This is a genomic window from Candidatus Chryseopegocella kryptomonas, assembly GCF_001536065.1.
Classification (GTDB): domain Bacteria; phylum Bacteroidota; class Ignavibacteria; order Kryptoniales; family Kryptoniaceae; genus Kryptonium; species Kryptonium kryptomonas.
This window is the reverse complement of the sequence record NZ_CZVW01000002.1, coordinates 136,195-152,190: the sequence shown is the minus strand read 5'-3', so window position 1 is coordinate 152,190 and position 15,996 is coordinate 136,195. Positions and strand designations below refer to the sequence as shown.

Sequence of the window (15,996 nt, the reverse complement as noted above, 5' to 3'; positions counted from 1 at the left end):
GGCTTATTTTAAATTTTAAAGTTTTACCGTGCTTTCTTTGAACAATTTTAAATTTTCAACTATATCAATCCCAACCGGACACCATGTTATACATCTACCGCATCCAACACATCCAAGCATTCCAAACTGATTCTTCCATGTTGAAAGTTTATGAACCATCCACTGTCTATATCTTGACATAACAGAATATCTCACACTTCCTCCGTGAATGTAGGAAAAATCCATTGTAAAGCAAGAATCCCATCGTCTTATTCGCTTTGCAACTTGACCCGCTAAATCAGTTACATCTTCAATCGTATTGCAGAAGCAAGTCGGACAAACCATCGTGCAATTCCCACAGGTTAGACACTTTTCAGAAACTTTCTCCCAAAGCGGATTTTCATAATTTTCTTGCAAAACTTCAACAGCATCCGTTAGATCAACGCTTCTCTTAAACTTGTTAATTGCTTCATTTACATCTTTCTCCGCTTCTTTAATTTCAAATTCTTCTGCTTCCCTAAAGCCAAGCGTCACAAACATCTCTTCGCCTTTTTCAGAACCCGGGACACCGATAAAATAATGCAAATCATCACGAATAACTTCCGTCAAAAGGACATCAAATCCAGCCACAACCCGAGGTCCTGTCCCAGTTGAAGCACAAAAACAATTGTTTCCCGGCTCTGTGCAATTCACAGCGATTAAAAATACATTCCCTCTTCTTTTGATGTAATTCGGATCAGTATATTGCCCCCCACCGAAAATTTTATCCTGAATTAAAATTGCTGAAATCTCACATGCTCTTACGCCAACGAAAACATATTTTTCATTTGCTGTATTAACATCATAAACTTTAAATTTGCCATTTTCACGCTTTGCCTCAAATAAAGTCAAAACGGGCGGAAAAAGAAACTTTTTCCACGAATGCGGTCCAACGACATAACCAAAAAATGCTTTATCATTTCTTTTTTTCAACCTGTAAAATCCCGGCGCTTGCTCATCCATCCAGCCAACGGGAAGATCATCAACACTTGCAATTTCATCATAAACAATGGCTTCATCCCTTATGGTTGGACCAAAAACTTTATACCCCCTTGACTTGAAGTATTCAAAAACCTTGTTTAAATCATAAGGTGCTAAATAAAAACTTTTTTCTTGCTTCATTTCACATCTATTGTTATGTTAACTTTCAAACAAAAATTTAATCAAATCCCGTGCCATTCCCCACCTAAATGAAATTCAAGAACTTTTCACAGTCAAAAAACACAAAATGAGAAAAATATAGACAACACTGCACACTCAAAAATTCCACAAATCACCAGCGGTAATAATACGGATAGTAATAAAACGGGACTTGACGATATTGAATGTTTATAAACATATTCTCAAGTGGACGATAATTCAACTCAATGCGATTGATGTAAATTCCATTTATCCCCTTCTGAAAACTGTTGCCAAATGAATTGAACGGAGAATGAACTAAACTTATATCCGCCTGCAAATTTAAATTGTCAGAAAATCTGTAAAGAATTGAATTCGTGTATGAGTTTATCATCATACCTTTTCCGCCTATGCTCAAATATGAAACCGAGAAAGTATGACGCATAAACAAATTAGCAGGATTGAAAAATCCAAGATAACTTCTTTGCCCGCCTTGTATGATGGATTGATAAATATCTGGCTTGTTTTCAACCTGCTCTTTAAATTGAGAGAAGGATAACGAAATCAAACCAACAGCGAAAGTTAAAGCAAGGATTAATCGTCTCATTTCAATCTCCGAAATTTTGTTTTTCTGCTTTTAATATAAAAAACCACAAATCAATTTTCAAGTTCCAGAAATTTCCAAATCCGCAGGTTTTAATTTTTAAGTGAACTTTTTAAATTTAACTTGCACAAGAAATAAAAATAAACTTCGTCTGCATATGCCAAAGCGATTTTTGTTTCTCTTACTTCTCGTAAATTCCCTGCTTTATGCCCAGTCAGAAAATTTTCAAAGTGAAAACTTTTTCCAGCAAAAAAATGACTTCACATCAAAAAGAAAAATAACAGCTTTGATTTATTCAACTTTTATCCCCGGAGCGGGTCAATTTTACCTCGGACATAAGCTGAAAGGAGCAATTTTCACATTGACTGCTTTTGGCTCGCTTGTGACGACAATTGTATCCGAAAACAATCTCATCGGTGGGAATGAACGACTTGAAAATCTTGAAATTCAATATCAAAGCACAATGAACTGGGAAAAAGCAGAACAAATATGGCAGGAAATGTTGCAGGTTAAAGCTGACATTGACAGAGATTACAAGCGAAGAAATCTTTTTCTCGGGATAACCGTGGGGATTTGGATTGCAAATATAATTGATGTTTTGTTTTTTACACCAGACAAAGGAGCCGGGGATATCTTCGGTGATTCAACTCTGTGGATAGAAAATAAAAATGGAACTTTTCTCATTTCAACAAAAATAGATCTCAAAAAAATTCAGAATCTTTATGCGAGAAAAAATTGAACAACTTCTAAATGATTATAAAGAAGGCAAAATCGGAGTTGATGAATTCTTAAATCAAATTCGCTGGTTCCCGTTTGAAAATATAGATTTCGCAAAAATAGATCATCACAGAACGCTAAAACACGGCTTCCCCGAAGTTATACTTTGCCAGTGGAAAACACCAGAACAGGTGCGAGAAATTGCGAAAAGAATTCTTGAAAGATCCAAACTTCTTCTTGCAACGAGAGCAAACATTGAACATTTCAAAGCTGTTAAAAAAATTGCAAAAGATGCAGAATACAATGAACTTGCAAGAACCATAACCGTAATTCGTGAAAAGCCAAACAAAGAAGACAAAAAGGGAAAAATTTTAATCATCACCGCTGGAACTGCTGATATTCCAGTTGCAGAAGAAGCAAAGGTCACAGCCGAAATTCTTGGAAATGATGTTGAAGTTTTATATGATGTTGGAGTTGCGGGGATACACAGGTTATTTTTAAATTTTGAGAAATTGAAAAACGCAAGCGTGATAATAGTTGTCGCAGGAATGGAAGGAGCTTTGCCAAGCGTCGTCGGTGGGCTTGTGTCTGTTCCAGTTATAGCAGTTCCAACATCCGTTGGATATGGAGCACACTTTAATGGACTTGCACCTCTTCTGACAATGCTTAACACCTGCGCTCCAGGTGTTGTTGTTGTAAACATTGATAATGGATTTGGTGCTGCTTTCGCAGCAACACTTATGAACAGAAAATTTTAAAACGAATGAAAAAGATTAAACTTAAATACGGAAGAAAAGAACTTGAAATTGAAATCCCAAACCACGCAAAAATTTTAACACCCGAAACTAATCCACCGCAAAACGATGAACTTGAACTCTTAACACTTTCACTTGACAATCCAATTGACTCCCCAAAACTTGAAAACTTCATTAATCCGAACGACAAGGTTTTAATCATCGTCCCAGATAAAACTCGCAAAGCAAGAATTGATTTCGTTTTGAAAATTCTACTTGAACGAATCAGACGATCAAAAATTAAAATTTTATTTGCAAATGGAACGCACGCAAAGCAAAACGAGTTTGAAAAGATAGAAATCCTCGGAGATGAAATTTATAACAGCTTTGAAATTTTTGAACACGATGCGTATAATGGAGATTTTATTTACTTTGGAAAAACAAAAAGAGGAACAGAAATTTTTTTGAATAAACTTGTCTCAGAGGCGGATAAAATTATTCTCGTTGGTTCAATCACTCATCATTATTTTGCTGGCGCAGGCGGTGGAGCAAAAATGCTAATCCCGGGAGTTGCTTCATATAAAACTGCAATACAAAATCACAAACTTACACTGACTCCCGATGGTGATATAAATCCCGATGCGACAAATTTAAAATTTGAAGGAAATCCCGTTTATGAAGATATAATTGAGGCGTTCAAAATAACGGGGCTTAAAACTTTACATCTTGGCGTCATACTTGACGAAAACGATAAAATTTGCGCCTCTTTTTTTCGGAGATGTTGTCTCTTCGCATAAAGAAGGGGTTGAGTTTCTTAAAAAATTTTTCGCGATAAAAACGAAAGAAAAATTTGACTTCGTAATTTCAAGCGCTGGCGGTTTCCCAAAAGATGTTAACTTTATTCAAGCCCATAAATCAATCCATCACTCGCATTATATTCTCAAAGATGGTGGGACGATGTTCTCATTCATTGAATGTCGTGATGGAATTGGCTCAAAAACATTTCTTGATTGGTTCAAATTTAAAACAATTGATGAAATGAAAAAACACTTGCTTGAAAATTACACAATGAACGGTCACACCGCACTATCCTTGCGAAATAAGTTAAAATTTGCTAATATAATTGTGAAGACGGAGCTTGAGGTAGAAATTTTGAACATGCTTGGCTTGAAAAGAATTGAAACATTTGACCAGATAAAAAATCTTGACGGCTCAATTGCAGTTATACCAAACGCCTCGCTTTACTTAACAATTTATCAAGGAGATTAAAAATGGAAATCCTGAGCGATGTTAAAAAGAATAAACTTCTCGCAAACTTACCTGAAAATTTAATCAATGAACTCGTTCAAAATTCATTTGTTGAAAAATTTAAACCCGGAGATACAATTTTGCGTGAGGGGGAAAAGGGAGATAAAGTTTGTCTACTTTTAAAGGGAAATGTTAAAATTTTAAAACTTGCGGATTCAACCGGAAGAATTTTATTTGAGATGAGTGAGGGTGATTTCTTCGGGGAAATGGCACTTATTGACCTTCATCCAAGGTCCGCAAGTGTTGTCGCACTAACCGACTGCGAAGTTCTTTCAATCCCAGCAAACTACTTTGATAAACTTTTGCATCAATATCCACAGATTTTGATAAACATAGCAAAGGAATTAAGCGAAAGGATTAGAGTTTCAAATGAAAAACTTTTGAATGATTTTCTGAACTACGAAAAGGAAATGACCGAACAAGTCAATAAATTGAACTATCTAATTGAGATAACAAAGCGAGTCAATTCAACTATACAGCTTGATGAACTTTTAAAAATCATACTTGAAATCGCACTTGAAATCACAAACGCAGATAGAGGGACGGTTTATTTAGTTGATGAATTAACAGGTGAAATATGGTCAAAAGTTTTACAGGGAGATGAACTCACAGAAATACGACTTCCTCTCGGGAAAGGAATCGCTGGATATGTTGCTCAAACTGGTGAGACGATAAACCTTATTGATGCTTATCAAGATCCGAGATTTAATCCAGAAGTTGACAGAAAAACTGGTTACAGAACCAAAACAATGCTTTGTCATCCGATAAAAGATAAAAATAATAAAGTTGTTGGCGTCTTTCAGCTCATAAATAAAAAAGATGGCATCTTCACGAAAAAAGATGAAGAAATGCTTGATGCACTTTCAATCCACGCTTCAATTGCTATCCAAAACGCAAAAATGGCTCAAGAACTCGTAAATAACGAACGACTTGCAGTGATCGGACGAATGGCAAGTTCAATAATCCACGATATTAAAAATCCAATGACAACTATTAAAGCATACGCACAGGTTTTAAGGAAAAAGATAGGTGAAGGCGAAGCGATTCAACTCGTTGATGAAGTGATAAGGCAAATTGACCGACTTGTGAATATGGCACAGGAAATACTTGACTTTTCAAGAGGAGTTACAAGTTTGAACTTTTCAAAAATTAAACTTGGCGATTTTCTTGATGGTGTCATCGCATTTCTTGCAAGGGACTTTGAGAGAAATAAAATTGAAATTGAAAAAAATCTTGAATTTGATGATGAAGTTGAAATGGATGTTGATAAAATGACTCGTGTCGTCTTCAACATCGCACACAACTCAAGAGATGCGATGCCCGAAGGAGGAAAATTCATAATTAAAACTTGGCGTGAAGATAATTTCTTCTTTATGCAATTCACGGACACTGGAAAAGGAATGCCTGAAGAAGTTAAGAAGAAAATTTTTGAGCCATTTGTTACATACGGCAAAAAGCATGGAACAGGGCTCGGAATGGCTATAACAAAGAAAATCGTAACCGAACACAAAGGCGATATCTTCGTTGAAAGCGAACTCGGAAAAGGAACAACCATCACAATTAAACTTCCTCTAACACAAACATAAGGAGACAAAATTTATGTTTGATAAAATTTTCTTTCTACTTGTCATCGCAATGATTCTGTCAATCATCTTCACAATTTTAGCATTCACGCAGGAGAAAAAGTTAAATGTTGGAATTCAAATGATAAAATTAAAAAGTGGGGATAAAGAAATTCCTGCGTTTCTTGCTATTCCGAAGGTTGAAGGTAAGTTTCCAGCAATTGTGTTAATTCACGAATGGTGGGGACTTACGGACTGGGAAAAAGAAAACGCAATAAGATTTGCAAGCAAAGGTTATGTCTCAATCGCAGTTGATCTATACCGTGGCAAAATCGCAAAAACTCCGGAAGAAGCAAGAAGTTATATGCAATCTCTATCAACAGATGAAGTCGTAAGAGATGTAAAATCAGCAGTTGAATACCTAAAATCAAGAGAAGATGTTTTGCCAGATAAAATTGGAATAATTGGATGGTGCATGGGCGGTGGATTTGCCCTAAGAAGTTTAATTGAAATACCCGACTTCACAGCAGGTGTAATTTGCTATGGACGACTTGTTGAAGATGAAAAGCAACTTGAAAAAATTAACGCCCCAATACTTGGAATTTTCGCAGAAAAAGATAGAGGAATACCGCCAGAAGCAGTGAAAAATTTTGAAGAGAGAATGAAAAAACTCGGAAAAAAGATTGAAGTAAAAATTTATCCAGATGTAAATCACGCATTTATGAACCCGAACAACAAATCAAACTACGATGAAATATCCACAAAAAACGCTTGGGACTTGATTGATAAATTCTTCAAAGCAAATTTAAAGCCGAAGAAATAATTTTTTAATCCCGAACCATCTCCTCTATCAGCAAATCAACATAATTTACTTTCTCGCTTAATGTGTTCCAGTGCTTTATGAAGACACTTCTTAATGTGTTAAGTGAATTATCGTCTATCTCAAATTTTGGGTTAATTCTTTTCGCTGTTGCTGGGTCAATCACAAATTTTGAAAGTATAAATTTCGCATTCGGATTTTCAACGGACATTCCGTTGTAAATTTTCAGCGTCTTTTTGTTTATTTCGCTCAACTTTAAACTTCCATCATGCCTGTAAAAGCAATATATATCAAGATCAGGTTCTGTCAAAGATGAAAAGCCAGGGAGATTTTCAATTTTTCGGTGGAAATAATTTGCGGTTTTAAGCGTTTGCGATAAAATTTTTCCAAAGCCATTTCTGTTAAGTGGTATGACTCTATGAGTAAGCCAAACCGCTCCCGCAGATGCACCTGGTCTTGAACCTTCAAGTTGAAACATTCCAATGTTTGGCTTGTCCGTTTTATGATAAGTATAAGGTGAAGTGTTAAGTATAACCTGTCTTAAGTTCTCATCTTTATACAAAACCCCACCAGCACCATACATCACAAGCCCGTGTTTATGTGGATCAATCGTGATTGAATCCGCTTCAGACATTGCAATTAAATTATCGTAGACAAACTTTTTTAATGGAGCATCAACATTTGAAAAATCAATCAAATTGCCATTTTCATCAATTATCAAACTTCTCATATACCCGCCATACGCTGCATCAATGTGAAGATGAAAGCCATATTTTTCTTTTAATTTCAAAATTTCAACAATTGGGTCAACTGCCCCAACGCCCGTTGTCCCAAAATTTGCCATCACAAACATAACATTGTTATTTTTCAAAACATCTTCAAGTTGATTTATGTCAATTCTATAATTTTCATCAACATCAATTTCAACGAAATCAACTTTCAAAATTGAGCAAATTCTTTTCCAAGAATAATGCGAACCTTTTGAAAATACTGCGATGCCATCTTTTCTAAAATCTCTCACAGCCCAAAGTGCTTCAAGATTTGCAAGTGAGCCACCACTTGTCAGATGTCCCCATCCATCTTTAAACCCAACAAGTTTCAAAAGATCATCAACAACTTCCATTTCTATCTCTGTCGTCACAGGTCCACCTTCATAAGCGTGATTGTTTGGATTTGTCATCATAACTGCAAAATAACCAAGCAACGCAGGAATTGAAGGGTCTTTGAGCATCTGTGCTGAATATCTCGGATGAAAATATGGCAAATTTTTCTCAAGCCGTTTCAAAAACTCATCAAAAACTTTTTCAAGTGTTTCTGCTTCAGATTTAAAAATTTCGGATTCAAAAAAATCTTTTGGATAGATTGTCTCATCATCAAAAAATTTCTCCCGCCATCCTTTGTTCCAATCAATTGCTTTGTTTATCAATCTCTTGAAAATTTCAAAATTTTCTCCCTTTGGTCCGAGAAAGTATGTGAAAATCGCTCGCATAAAACCAAAATTTTTTATTTTAAATCTTTCCGTAAAATGACTATATACTCGTATTTCATCGTAAAGTCCTTTTGACCTCTTATGTTTTTCGGTGAATTCTGAGACGGCATTCTTTTATTGGAAATTTCTCTCACAACTGTTTTTATATGTTTGAAACCAAAAAATTTAAAAAAATCTGTTGCAATTTTATCTGTTGGTAACTCCACACCTTTAACTCGTCTATTCCCTACAACAAAACAAACAATTCCTCCAAATCTTACTTTGCCAGATATGTTTCTTACAGCTGAAAACAAATCAAAGTAAAAAGAAAAAACTTCTTCGGCTCTCTTTCTGTCTTCACTCCTCAACTTTTCAAGGTATGTGTAAAGGATTTCGGAAGGTAAATCGCAAGATATTTCTCTTGGTTTCGCTCCAAGAGATGTTTTATCAACTTTTTCATCAATTCCCAACCATTGTAAAGAAAGCCGTGAAAACTGTCCATAAGCCACCGTAGTTCTTGAATCACCATACGGTGGAGAAGTTATAACCAAATCAACATCTTCAACAGGTAATTCATCTAACACATTCGCTTCCTCCAAAACTATTTTTGAGTTTTTAGGTGGATTTCTTCTGTAAAATTCTGTCAAATTCCAGATGTTTTTTAATGAGATTTCTTTAAAAACAGAAAAAACATTTTTACTAACCCGCTTTTTTCTCCTCAAAAGTTTGAACTCACTTGGATCGGCTTTTGAAACCTTACGGACAGTTTCTGAAAAAGAAACGAGAAAAAACCTCCGCAATTTTTCATCTTCAATATCAAAAATAATCTTCCTCAATTTTGAAAGCTCATATATTACATAATCATCAAACCAATAATCTATGTTCTTGAAATTCACAAAGTCAAAATTTTTGATTCTGGTATTAATGATCTTTTGGAGTGCTGAAAGAAGTGAATCATAACTTAAAGGTGTTGTCCTAACTTTTGATATAAGAATGGAAAGAGGATTTATATCACATCCCCAGAAATTTCTTCCGCTTATAAGGGATTCACCAGCTGAAACGCCTGAACCAACAAAAGGGTCAAAAACCAGATCGCCTTCCTTTGAAAACTCACTTATAAGATGTCTTACAACGAGAAAATGAAACATTGCGGGATATGGATGTATAGCGTATATTCCCGAGCTGGCAGGAACATTTTTGAAATCAAATCTTTCATCTCTTACCCTGCCAAACTCATCAAATTTACTCCTCTCTTGCTCTATATCAGATAAAAATTCTGCTCTCATAATTTTCCTACCTCCCTTGGTAAATCGGAAAGTTTTCTTATACAATGAAAATTTTTGAACTTACTTTCTTTTAATTCATCTCTGACAAAAGCAATAAGTCCCTTTTCGTTTATTTCTCTTGCCTTGTTTTCCGAAAGCTCTTCATCAATGGTAATAAGATAAACTCTTCTGTTGGGTCCAGCTGATGGTACTTCCTGTTTCCATCTTTCTCGCAGAGTTCTTTTACAAGTGAGAAATATCGCTTTATCTGGTGTTCTCAAAGCAACACCGACAGATGGTATAACTATATCTATCCTCCTTAACTTCTTGCTTGCTTTACCTTTTGGGATCTCACAACTCACTCCAATAAAATTTAGAGCTTTTGCAACAACTTTTTCAAATGTTTTTCCGCCCCTTGCTTTTCTCATATTTCCGAGAATTTTCTCCAAATTTTGAACCAATATGCCAAATTCTTCAAAGAGTTTGCTCGCCTCTTCAATAAAGCTCTTCCAATCTGGCTGACGCAAAATTTTTCTAAACTTTTCTTTTATCTCTTCTTTCTGGTTTTCAATCCATTTTTCCGCTAATCTGCGAAGAATTTTTCTCTCATATCTTTTGAATATATTTGTTGCCTCTAAATCAAATTTGAGCAAAAAATTGCCAAAATTCTCTTCAACATCTTGCAAGCTCGGATTTACAGATTTCCAGGTTTCATCTATTATCTTATCAACTGTGGGTATTTCTTTTTTTAAATTTAATGAAATGTCCATTTGCAAAATAAAATTAAGTTTTCAAACAGACAAAAGTTTTGAGCTCAAAAAATTTCTCCCGCCATCTTTTGTTCCAATCAATTGCTTCGTTTATCAATCTCTTGAAAATTTCAAAATTTTCTCCCTTTGGTCCGAGAAAGTATGTGAAAATCGCTCGCATAATTGATTCTTATTTTTGTTAAATATACACAAATTGAAATTGCTTATCAACTTATTTTGCTTTGTTTGTTCTTTTGTTCGTAAATTCAACAAAAACAACGGAGGTGCTGGATATGCGAAAAGTTTTTAACTATATCGGAGTCATCGGGGTTATCGGTTTTCTTCTAATTTATGGTTTTGAACTTACACCACACCACGATGGACCGCCTGCTACTGTTAAATGGATAAGAGAAAACTTTGGAACTGCTGGATTAATCATTATAAACATCGCAATTGTTTTAACTTTTCTTGGATTATTGACATATAGAAAACCCACGAAAGATACTTGGAAATCAAAAACTGCTTTTATCGCTTTTGTTATCGCATTGATGACGGAAATGTTTGGCTGGCCTCTTGTTCTTTTTATACTTTCTCCAATTTTTGATGTTCCCGTTATAGCGAGAAAATACTTTGAAACATTCGGTCATTTTCCTGCAAGAGTTGGGACATTAATTAGCATCTTTGGAGTTGTGCTCATTTCAATTGGATGGGCAAAAATCCACAAAGCGGATGGACTTGTGACAGATGGGATTTATAAATTCATACGCCACCCCCAATACACAGGAATTTTTCTCTTTACACTTGGATGGCTGATACACTGGCCTTCAGTTATAACTTTGATTTTATGGCCTATTCTAACTTTATCTTACATATGGCTTGCTTTACAGGAAGAAAAGGACTTAACAGCATCTTACGGCGAAGCATATCTTGAATACGCACGAAAAACCAAAAGATTCATTCCATATCTTGTTTGAATTTTTGCTCAAGCGATGATAAATTAAAAAAAATTATCAAGAGCTGTTTTAGCGTAAATTAACAAAGCAAGACATCAAATATGACAGATAAACCACTTTCACCAGAACCAGTCGTAAAACTTGTAAAATACTTCCCCAACTCATTTAGAAATGTAATTGCAACTGCGAGAACCTGTTATTCATCAAAAGGCATAATCAAAGATGATGAAATTGACCTCAATAAATACATAGACCTTGCAAAAAGCATATATCAAGCAGGACATCACACAACTTTTCAACACGCTCATTTTCAATTTGCGATTGAAAATGTATCACGACAATTTATCTGGTCATTTCTTCACAGCCATCCGTTTTATAATTCAGAGCAGGTTTCTCAAAGATATGTTGAAGTAAAATCAGGAAATTATTTCATCCCGCCGATAAAAAGAGAAGCACTTGAGATTTACATTTCAACGGTTGAATATCAAAATGAAATTTATAAAAAACTAACCGAACTTCTCACGCCAGTAGCAGAAGAAGAATACTTCAAAAGATTTCCAGCGAGAAAATTCAACAGCGAAAAATATAAAAAAGATGTAAAAAGAAAAGCACAGGAAGTCGCTCGCTATGTTTTACCTGTTGCAACATTTGCTTATTTATATCACACCGTAAGTGCGATTACAGTTTTGAGATATTACAAAATTTGCAAACTCTTTGATGTCCCGCTTGAGCAAAAACTCGTTGTTGAGAAAATGATAAATGAGATATTAAAAGTTGAACCAGATTATGAAATCGTCCTTGAAAAACCAATTGAACAGGAAGAGTTAACGGAATTTAATTTCATAAAAAATTTCACGGAAAATAAATTTGCAAAAGAATTCGCCAAAGAATTTGATGAATCATTAAACGGAAACATCTCTCGTCTCGTTGATTATAAACCAAATGCGGAAAAAATTCTCGCTGACTCTGTAAGAGAAATTTTCGGTCTGCCATCAAATATGTTAAGTGATGACGAAGCGATAAACCTTGTTTTAAATCCACATCTAAACAAGATTCTTGCAGAATCACTTGTTTTAACAACGCACAGCAAAATCTCAAGAGCAATGTTTCACATTTCTTATACATTTAGAAAAAAGTTAAGCCATACAGCGGATTCACAAGATCAAAGACATCGTATGACGCCAGCATCAAGACCAGTTTTAATCTGTCAAGTTTATGACGAGCCAGATTTTATAATTCCGAATTTAATTTATCAAAGCGACATCGCTTTAAAACTTTACACTGAAACTATGCAGAAAATATGGGAAAACATCTATAAGTTGAAGAAACTCGGTGTCAGCGATGAATTTGCTTTTTATCTTCTCCCCAACGCAGTGAGCATAAGATTTACTGAATCTGGCGACCTTTTAAACCTTCATCACAAATACGCAATGCGACTTTGCTACAACGCACAGGAAGAGATATGGCGTGCTTCGGTTGAAGAAGTTAAACAAATTTCAGAAGTTCATCCAAGAATTGGGAAATTTCTCCTTCCGCCGTGCTCAATTCGTGATCTTGCTGGAATTAAACCAATCTGTCCAGAAGGCGAAAGATTTTGCGGTGTTAAGGTCTGGAAATTAAAACTAAATGAATATTCAAGGGTGATATGAAAATTGATATTCCATCTGAATTTCCGACATTGAAAGATTATCTTGACTGGCTTTTTAAAAAATATAACACGCCTGATTTCATCAACTCCGACCCGATAAAATTTGTGCATCGTTTTTCAAATCCACAGGATATGGAAGTTGCTGGCTTTATCGCATCACTTCTTGCGATGGGAAACAGGAAAATAATTTTGTTAAGCAATGAAAAGTTATTTGACTTGATGGAAAACAAGCCATATGATTTTATTTTAAACTTTGATCCTTTTTGGTATGAAAAAAGTTTGAGCAATTTTGTTCACTTTGCATATAGAAACATTGAAGGAAAAGATTTGCTTGTGATTTTTTATCTTTTGAAGCAGACGCTTGAAAAATATGGAAGTTTAAAAAATCTTTTTTTGAAACATTACGATGAAAAACACCCAACGATAAAGCAAGCACTTTCTGGATTTGTGAAAGAAATTTTATCCTTTAACCCCCCACCAAAATTAAACGGGATTCCAAAAAGTGTAAACGGGCTTTTGCCTGACCCCGAAAAAAATAGCCCGTGTAAAAGATTAAACATGTTTTTAAGATGGATGGTGCGTAAAGATTCCGTTGATGTTGGACTTTGGAGCGAAATTGACAAAGCAAAATTAATTATCCCGCTTGATACACATGTTTCAAAAATTTCCAGAGCACTTGGTCTAACTCAAAGAAAAACTGATTCGTGGAAGACAGCGGAAGAGATCACATTTAATCTCAAAAAATTTGATCCACAAGACCCTGTAAAATATGACTTTGCTATTTTCGGGCTTGGTATTGAAATGAAAAATTTATCGTGAATTCGGTCTCCCACGCCATTCTCTCATTCTCTCCTGTCTTTCCTTTTTTATCTGCTCATACTTTTTCTTTTGCTCTTTCGTCAAAACCGCTTCAATTTCCTTGTCAATTTTTTCCCATCTCTCACGAGTTGCTTTCATCATTGCTTCTCTATCACCTTGATATTTTTCTCGGTCTATTTCTGCCTGTTTTTGAGCAGAATCAAGAATTTTTTGAATTTTGGTGACCTGTTCAGGTGTCAAATTGAGTTCCCGTTTTAATCTTTCAAGATACATCCCAAAGCCCCTTCCTCTATCCTGTGCGGAAACAAAATTTAAAATGAAAGAGATAAACGCAATTGCGAAAGCCAGAGTTAAAAGTTTTCTTGTCATTTTAATTTCACTTTTTTCTTTTTTGACGCTTGAATTTTAAAAATGGTTGTATTTCATTGCTGTTGAAAAACTTTTCTTTTCAACATTTCAACATCATCACGCAATCTTCTAACTTCATCAACAAGGGAATAATGTTCCTCTCTTCTCACGACGACTTGATACAGGTCATCAAGCCGACGGTTTATCGCACGAATATCCTGCTTTATGTCCTCAACTTCACGAACCATAAAAGATTTAAAATCATCAAACCTCGCTTCTATATTCTTCTCAAAGCCCTCAAGCCTCGTCCTTATTTCTCCTTGGAATGATTCCTGCTGAAGCAAAATAAACTTTCTGAATTCCTCAAGCTGTGGAGAAATTAACTCTTTAATAACTTCTGTGATAATTCGCTTGAAAAAATTTTTAATCATCGCTCATTGTCCTCCATTTTTATTGCTTGTATTTCGCTTAAAACCTCACCAACAGCGACGACATCTTCAACATCAACAATTTTAACCCGAACAATTTGATTCACAAGCGATGGCTCGTATTGAGTTTTCACCTTAACATAATTCTTAGTAAATCCAAACATCTTTCCATCCTTAACCTCAGCTTCCCACAAAACATCAAGAGTTTTCCCAATCATCTGTTTGTAAAAAGCAAATTTCTTTTTCAAGCCGAGATTTCTAAGCATCTCGCTTCTTCTATGTCGCTCATCCATTGAAACTTTACCGGGCAAATTTATAGCATCCGTATTCGGTCTCTCGGAATAAGTGAAAACATGAAGATATGATATCGGAAGTTCATTTATAAAGTTGTATGTGGTTTCAAAATGTTTTTCTGTTTCGCCCGGGAAACCGACAATCACATCAGCACCGATGCAAGCATCGGGATCTTTTGACTTTATGTATTCAATTCTCCTTCTGTAAAGTTCTGTATTGTATCTTCGTCTCATCTTACGCAAAATTTCATCGCTTCCGCTTTGCAATGGGATATGGAAATGATTGCAAATTTTATCAGAATTCAGGAAGTAATCTATCATCTCTTCACTCAACAAATTTGGCTCAATTGAACTAATCCTTATCCTCTCAATTCCTTCAACTTTTTCAAGTTCCTTCACAAGTTCAAATAAACTTGTTCCAATTTTCCTTCCATAATCTCCGACATTTACACCACTTAACACAATTTCCTTATATCCAAGTTGCGCAAGCGTTTTTGCTCTTTCAATTATAACGCTAATCTCTGGGCTTCTGCTTTCTCCCCGTGCAAGCGGAATCGTGCAATATGAACAATTATAATCACATCCATCTTGAACTTTTAAAAATGCTCTTGTGCGATCGGATGCCGGAGTTGAACTTGCTATATGAAATTCTTCAACTTCGCTTATAGGTGAGACAAAAATTTGGGCGTGATAATTTTTTTGAAAATCGCTCACATAATCAAAAATTTTAAATTTCTCATTTGAACCAAGGATAAGATCAACACCTTCAATCTGCGCAATTTCATCTGGGCGAAGTTGAGCATAACAACCAGTGACAATGATAAATGCATTCGGTGAAACTTTCAACGCCTTGCGAACAATTCTTCTGCAATCTCTATCTGCGCTCTCCGTAACCGAACATGTATTTATAACGCAAACATCAGATGGCTCACCAAATTCAACAATTTCAAATCCACGCTTTCTAAATTCTTCCCCTATTGTTGATGTCTCGGCAAAATTCAGCTTGCACCCTATCGTGTAAAAAGATACTTTCTTCGCCATCTATCTGACTTTAAAAGTTAGTTTTCAATACTCCTTTATCAAGTTTCAAAATAAAATTTTAAGAGCTCAAAATCAAATTTGAATCTTCTGTTCAAATTCAAA

The 15,996-nt window shown here is 35.2% G+C and carries 18 protein-coding genes; 9 read left to right on the top strand and 9 right to left on the bottom strand.

Annotated elements, in window-relative coordinates:
- Nucleotides 1–15 precede the first annotated feature (15 nt).
- Nucleotides 16–1,140 carry a 4Fe-4S dicluster domain-containing protein gene (locus tag AWW83_RS01415; RefSeq protein WP_092347321.1) on the bottom strand — a complete coding sequence of 375 codons (1,125 nt, stop codon included), beginning with the start codon at nt 1,138–1,140 and terminating at the stop codon, nt 16–18.
- A gap of 151 nt (nt 1,141–1,291) precedes the next feature.
- Nucleotides 1,292–1,744 (bottom strand): hypothetical protein, encoded by a 453-nt coding sequence (locus tag AWW83_RS01410; protein ID WP_092347318.1) that lies wholly within the window; start codon nt 1,742–1,744, stop codon nt 1,292–1,294.
- A 154-nt stretch (nt 1,745–1,898) separates the two neighbouring features.
- On the opposite strand from AWW83_RS01410, the gene AWW83_RS01405 reads away from it, so the two are divergent.
- Genes AWW83_RS01405 through AWW83_RS01380 form a run of 6 tightly spaced genes read left to right on the top strand, consistent with a single transcriptional unit; the run spans nt 1,899 to nt 6,885 of the window.
- Complete coding sequence (locus AWW83_RS01405; RefSeq protein ID WP_092347316.1) at nt 1,899–2,480, top strand: DUF5683 domain-containing protein; 582 nt, start codon at nt 1,899–1,901, stop codon at nt 2,478–2,480.
- Nucleotides 2,464–3,216 carry a nickel pincer cofactor biosynthesis protein LarB gene (gene larB, locus AWW83_RS01400; protein ID WP_092347313.1) on the top strand — a complete coding sequence of 251 codons (753 nt, stop codon included), beginning with the start codon at nt 2,464–2,466 and terminating at the stop codon, nt 3,214–3,216. The genes AWW83_RS01405 and larB overlap by 17 nt, the downstream gene beginning before the upstream one ends.
- A gap of 5 nt (nt 3,217–3,221) precedes the next feature.
- Complete coding sequence (locus AWW83_RS01395) at nt 3,222–3,989, top strand: lactate racemase domain-containing protein (protein WP_092347310.1); 768 nt, start codon at nt 3,222–3,224, stop codon at nt 3,987–3,989.
- On the top strand, nt 3,931–4,461 hold the full coding sequence (locus AWW83_RS01390; RefSeq protein WP_092347293.1) for a nickel-dependent lactate racemase family protein: 531 nt from the start codon (nt 3,931–3,933) through the stop codon (nt 4,459–4,461). The genes AWW83_RS01395 and AWW83_RS01390 overlap by 59 nt, the downstream gene beginning before the upstream one ends.
- A gap of 2 nt (nt 4,462–4,463) precedes the next feature.
- A complete protein-coding gene (locus tag AWW83_RS01385) occupies nt 4,464–6,086 on the top strand; it encodes a cyclic nucleotide-binding domain-containing protein (RefSeq protein ID WP_092347290.1) in 1,623 nt (540 codons plus the stop codon).
- A 13-nt stretch (nt 6,087–6,099) separates the two neighbouring features.
- The gene (locus tag AWW83_RS01380; RefSeq protein ID WP_092347287.1) at nt 6,100–6,885 is read left to right on the top strand and encodes a dienelactone hydrolase family protein; all 786 of its coding nucleotides are present in this window, start codon (nt 6,100–6,102) and stop codon (nt 6,883–6,885) included.
- A 4-nt stretch (nt 6,886–6,889) separates the two neighbouring features.
- Here AWW83_RS01380 and AWW83_RS01375 read toward each other — a convergent pair whose 3' ends face one another.
- Genes AWW83_RS01375 through AWW83_RS09850 form a run of 4 tightly spaced genes read right to left on the bottom strand, consistent with a single transcriptional unit; the run spans nt 6,890 to nt 10,545 of the window.
- Nucleotides 6,890–8,371: a pyridoxal phosphate-dependent decarboxylase family protein gene (locus AWW83_RS01375; RefSeq protein ID WP_092347284.1), complete on the bottom strand. Its 1,482-nt coding sequence runs from the start codon at nt 8,369–8,371 to the stop codon at nt 6,890–6,892.
- 14 nt (nt 8,372–8,385) lie between these two features.
- Nucleotides 8,386–9,636, bottom strand: a complete 1,251-nt coding sequence (locus tag AWW83_RS01370) for a DNA methyltransferase (RefSeq protein ID WP_092347281.1) — start codon at nt 9,634–9,636, stop codon at nt 8,386–8,388.
- Nucleotides 9,633–10,385: a type II restriction endonuclease gene (locus AWW83_RS01365; RefSeq protein WP_092347279.1), complete on the bottom strand. Its 753-nt coding sequence runs from the start codon at nt 10,383–10,385 to the stop codon at nt 9,633–9,635. Before AWW83_RS01365 ends, AWW83_RS01370 begins: the two co-directional genes overlap by 4 nt.
- A gap of 13 nt (nt 10,386–10,398) precedes the next feature.
- The gene (locus AWW83_RS09850; protein ID WP_159421069.1) at nt 10,399–10,545 is read right to left on the bottom strand and encodes a hypothetical protein; all 147 of its coding nucleotides are present in this window, start codon (nt 10,543–10,545) and stop codon (nt 10,399–10,401) included.
- A 112-nt stretch (nt 10,546–10,657) separates the two neighbouring features.
- Between AWW83_RS09850 and AWW83_RS01360 the strand changes: the two genes are divergently transcribed.
- The 3 genes from AWW83_RS01360 (at nt 10,658) to AWW83_RS01350 (ending at nt 13,784) form a co-directional block, all read left to right on the top strand.
- Entirely contained in the window at nt 10,658–11,338 is a 681-nt protein-coding gene (locus AWW83_RS01360; RefSeq protein WP_092347276.1) for a methyltransferase family protein, read from the top strand.
- Between the two features lie 80 nt (nt 11,339–11,418).
- Nucleotides 11,419–12,966: an FAD-dependent thymidylate synthase gene (locus AWW83_RS01355; RefSeq protein ID WP_092347273.1), complete on the top strand. Its 1,548-nt coding sequence runs from the start codon at nt 11,419–11,421 to the stop codon at nt 12,964–12,966.
- A complete protein-coding gene (locus AWW83_RS01350; RefSeq protein ID WP_092347270.1) occupies nt 12,963–13,784 on the top strand; it encodes a TIGR02757 family protein in 822 nt (273 codons plus the stop codon). The genes AWW83_RS01355 and AWW83_RS01350 overlap by 4 nt, the downstream gene beginning before the upstream one ends.
- Here the strand turns inward: AWW83_RS01350 and AWW83_RS01345 are convergent.
- The 3 genes from AWW83_RS01345 to mtaB are packed head-to-tail and all read right to left on the bottom strand — an operon-like array spanning nt 13,776 to nt 15,894.
- Nucleotides 13,776–14,153, bottom strand: coding sequence for a Spy/CpxP family protein refolding chaperone (locus AWW83_RS01345; RefSeq protein ID WP_092347267.1), 378 nt, complete (start codon nt 14,151–14,153; stop codon nt 13,776–13,778). The two genes, AWW83_RS01350 and AWW83_RS01345, sit on opposite strands and share 9 nt — an antisense overlap.
- A 53-nt stretch (nt 14,154–14,206) precedes the next feature.
- Nucleotides 14,207–14,563, bottom strand: a complete 357-nt coding sequence (locus tag AWW83_RS01340) for a hypothetical protein (protein ID WP_092347264.1) — start codon at nt 14,561–14,563, stop codon at nt 14,207–14,209.
- Nucleotides 14,560–15,894 (bottom strand): tRNA (N(6)-L-threonylcarbamoyladenosine(37)-C(2))-methylthiotransferase MtaB, encoded by a 1,335-nt coding sequence (gene mtaB / locus AWW83_RS01335; protein ID WP_092347261.1) that lies wholly within the window; start codon nt 15,892–15,894, stop codon nt 14,560–14,562. Before mtaB ends, AWW83_RS01340 begins: the two co-directional genes overlap by 4 nt.
- Nucleotides 15,895–15,996: the final 102 nt, after the last annotated feature.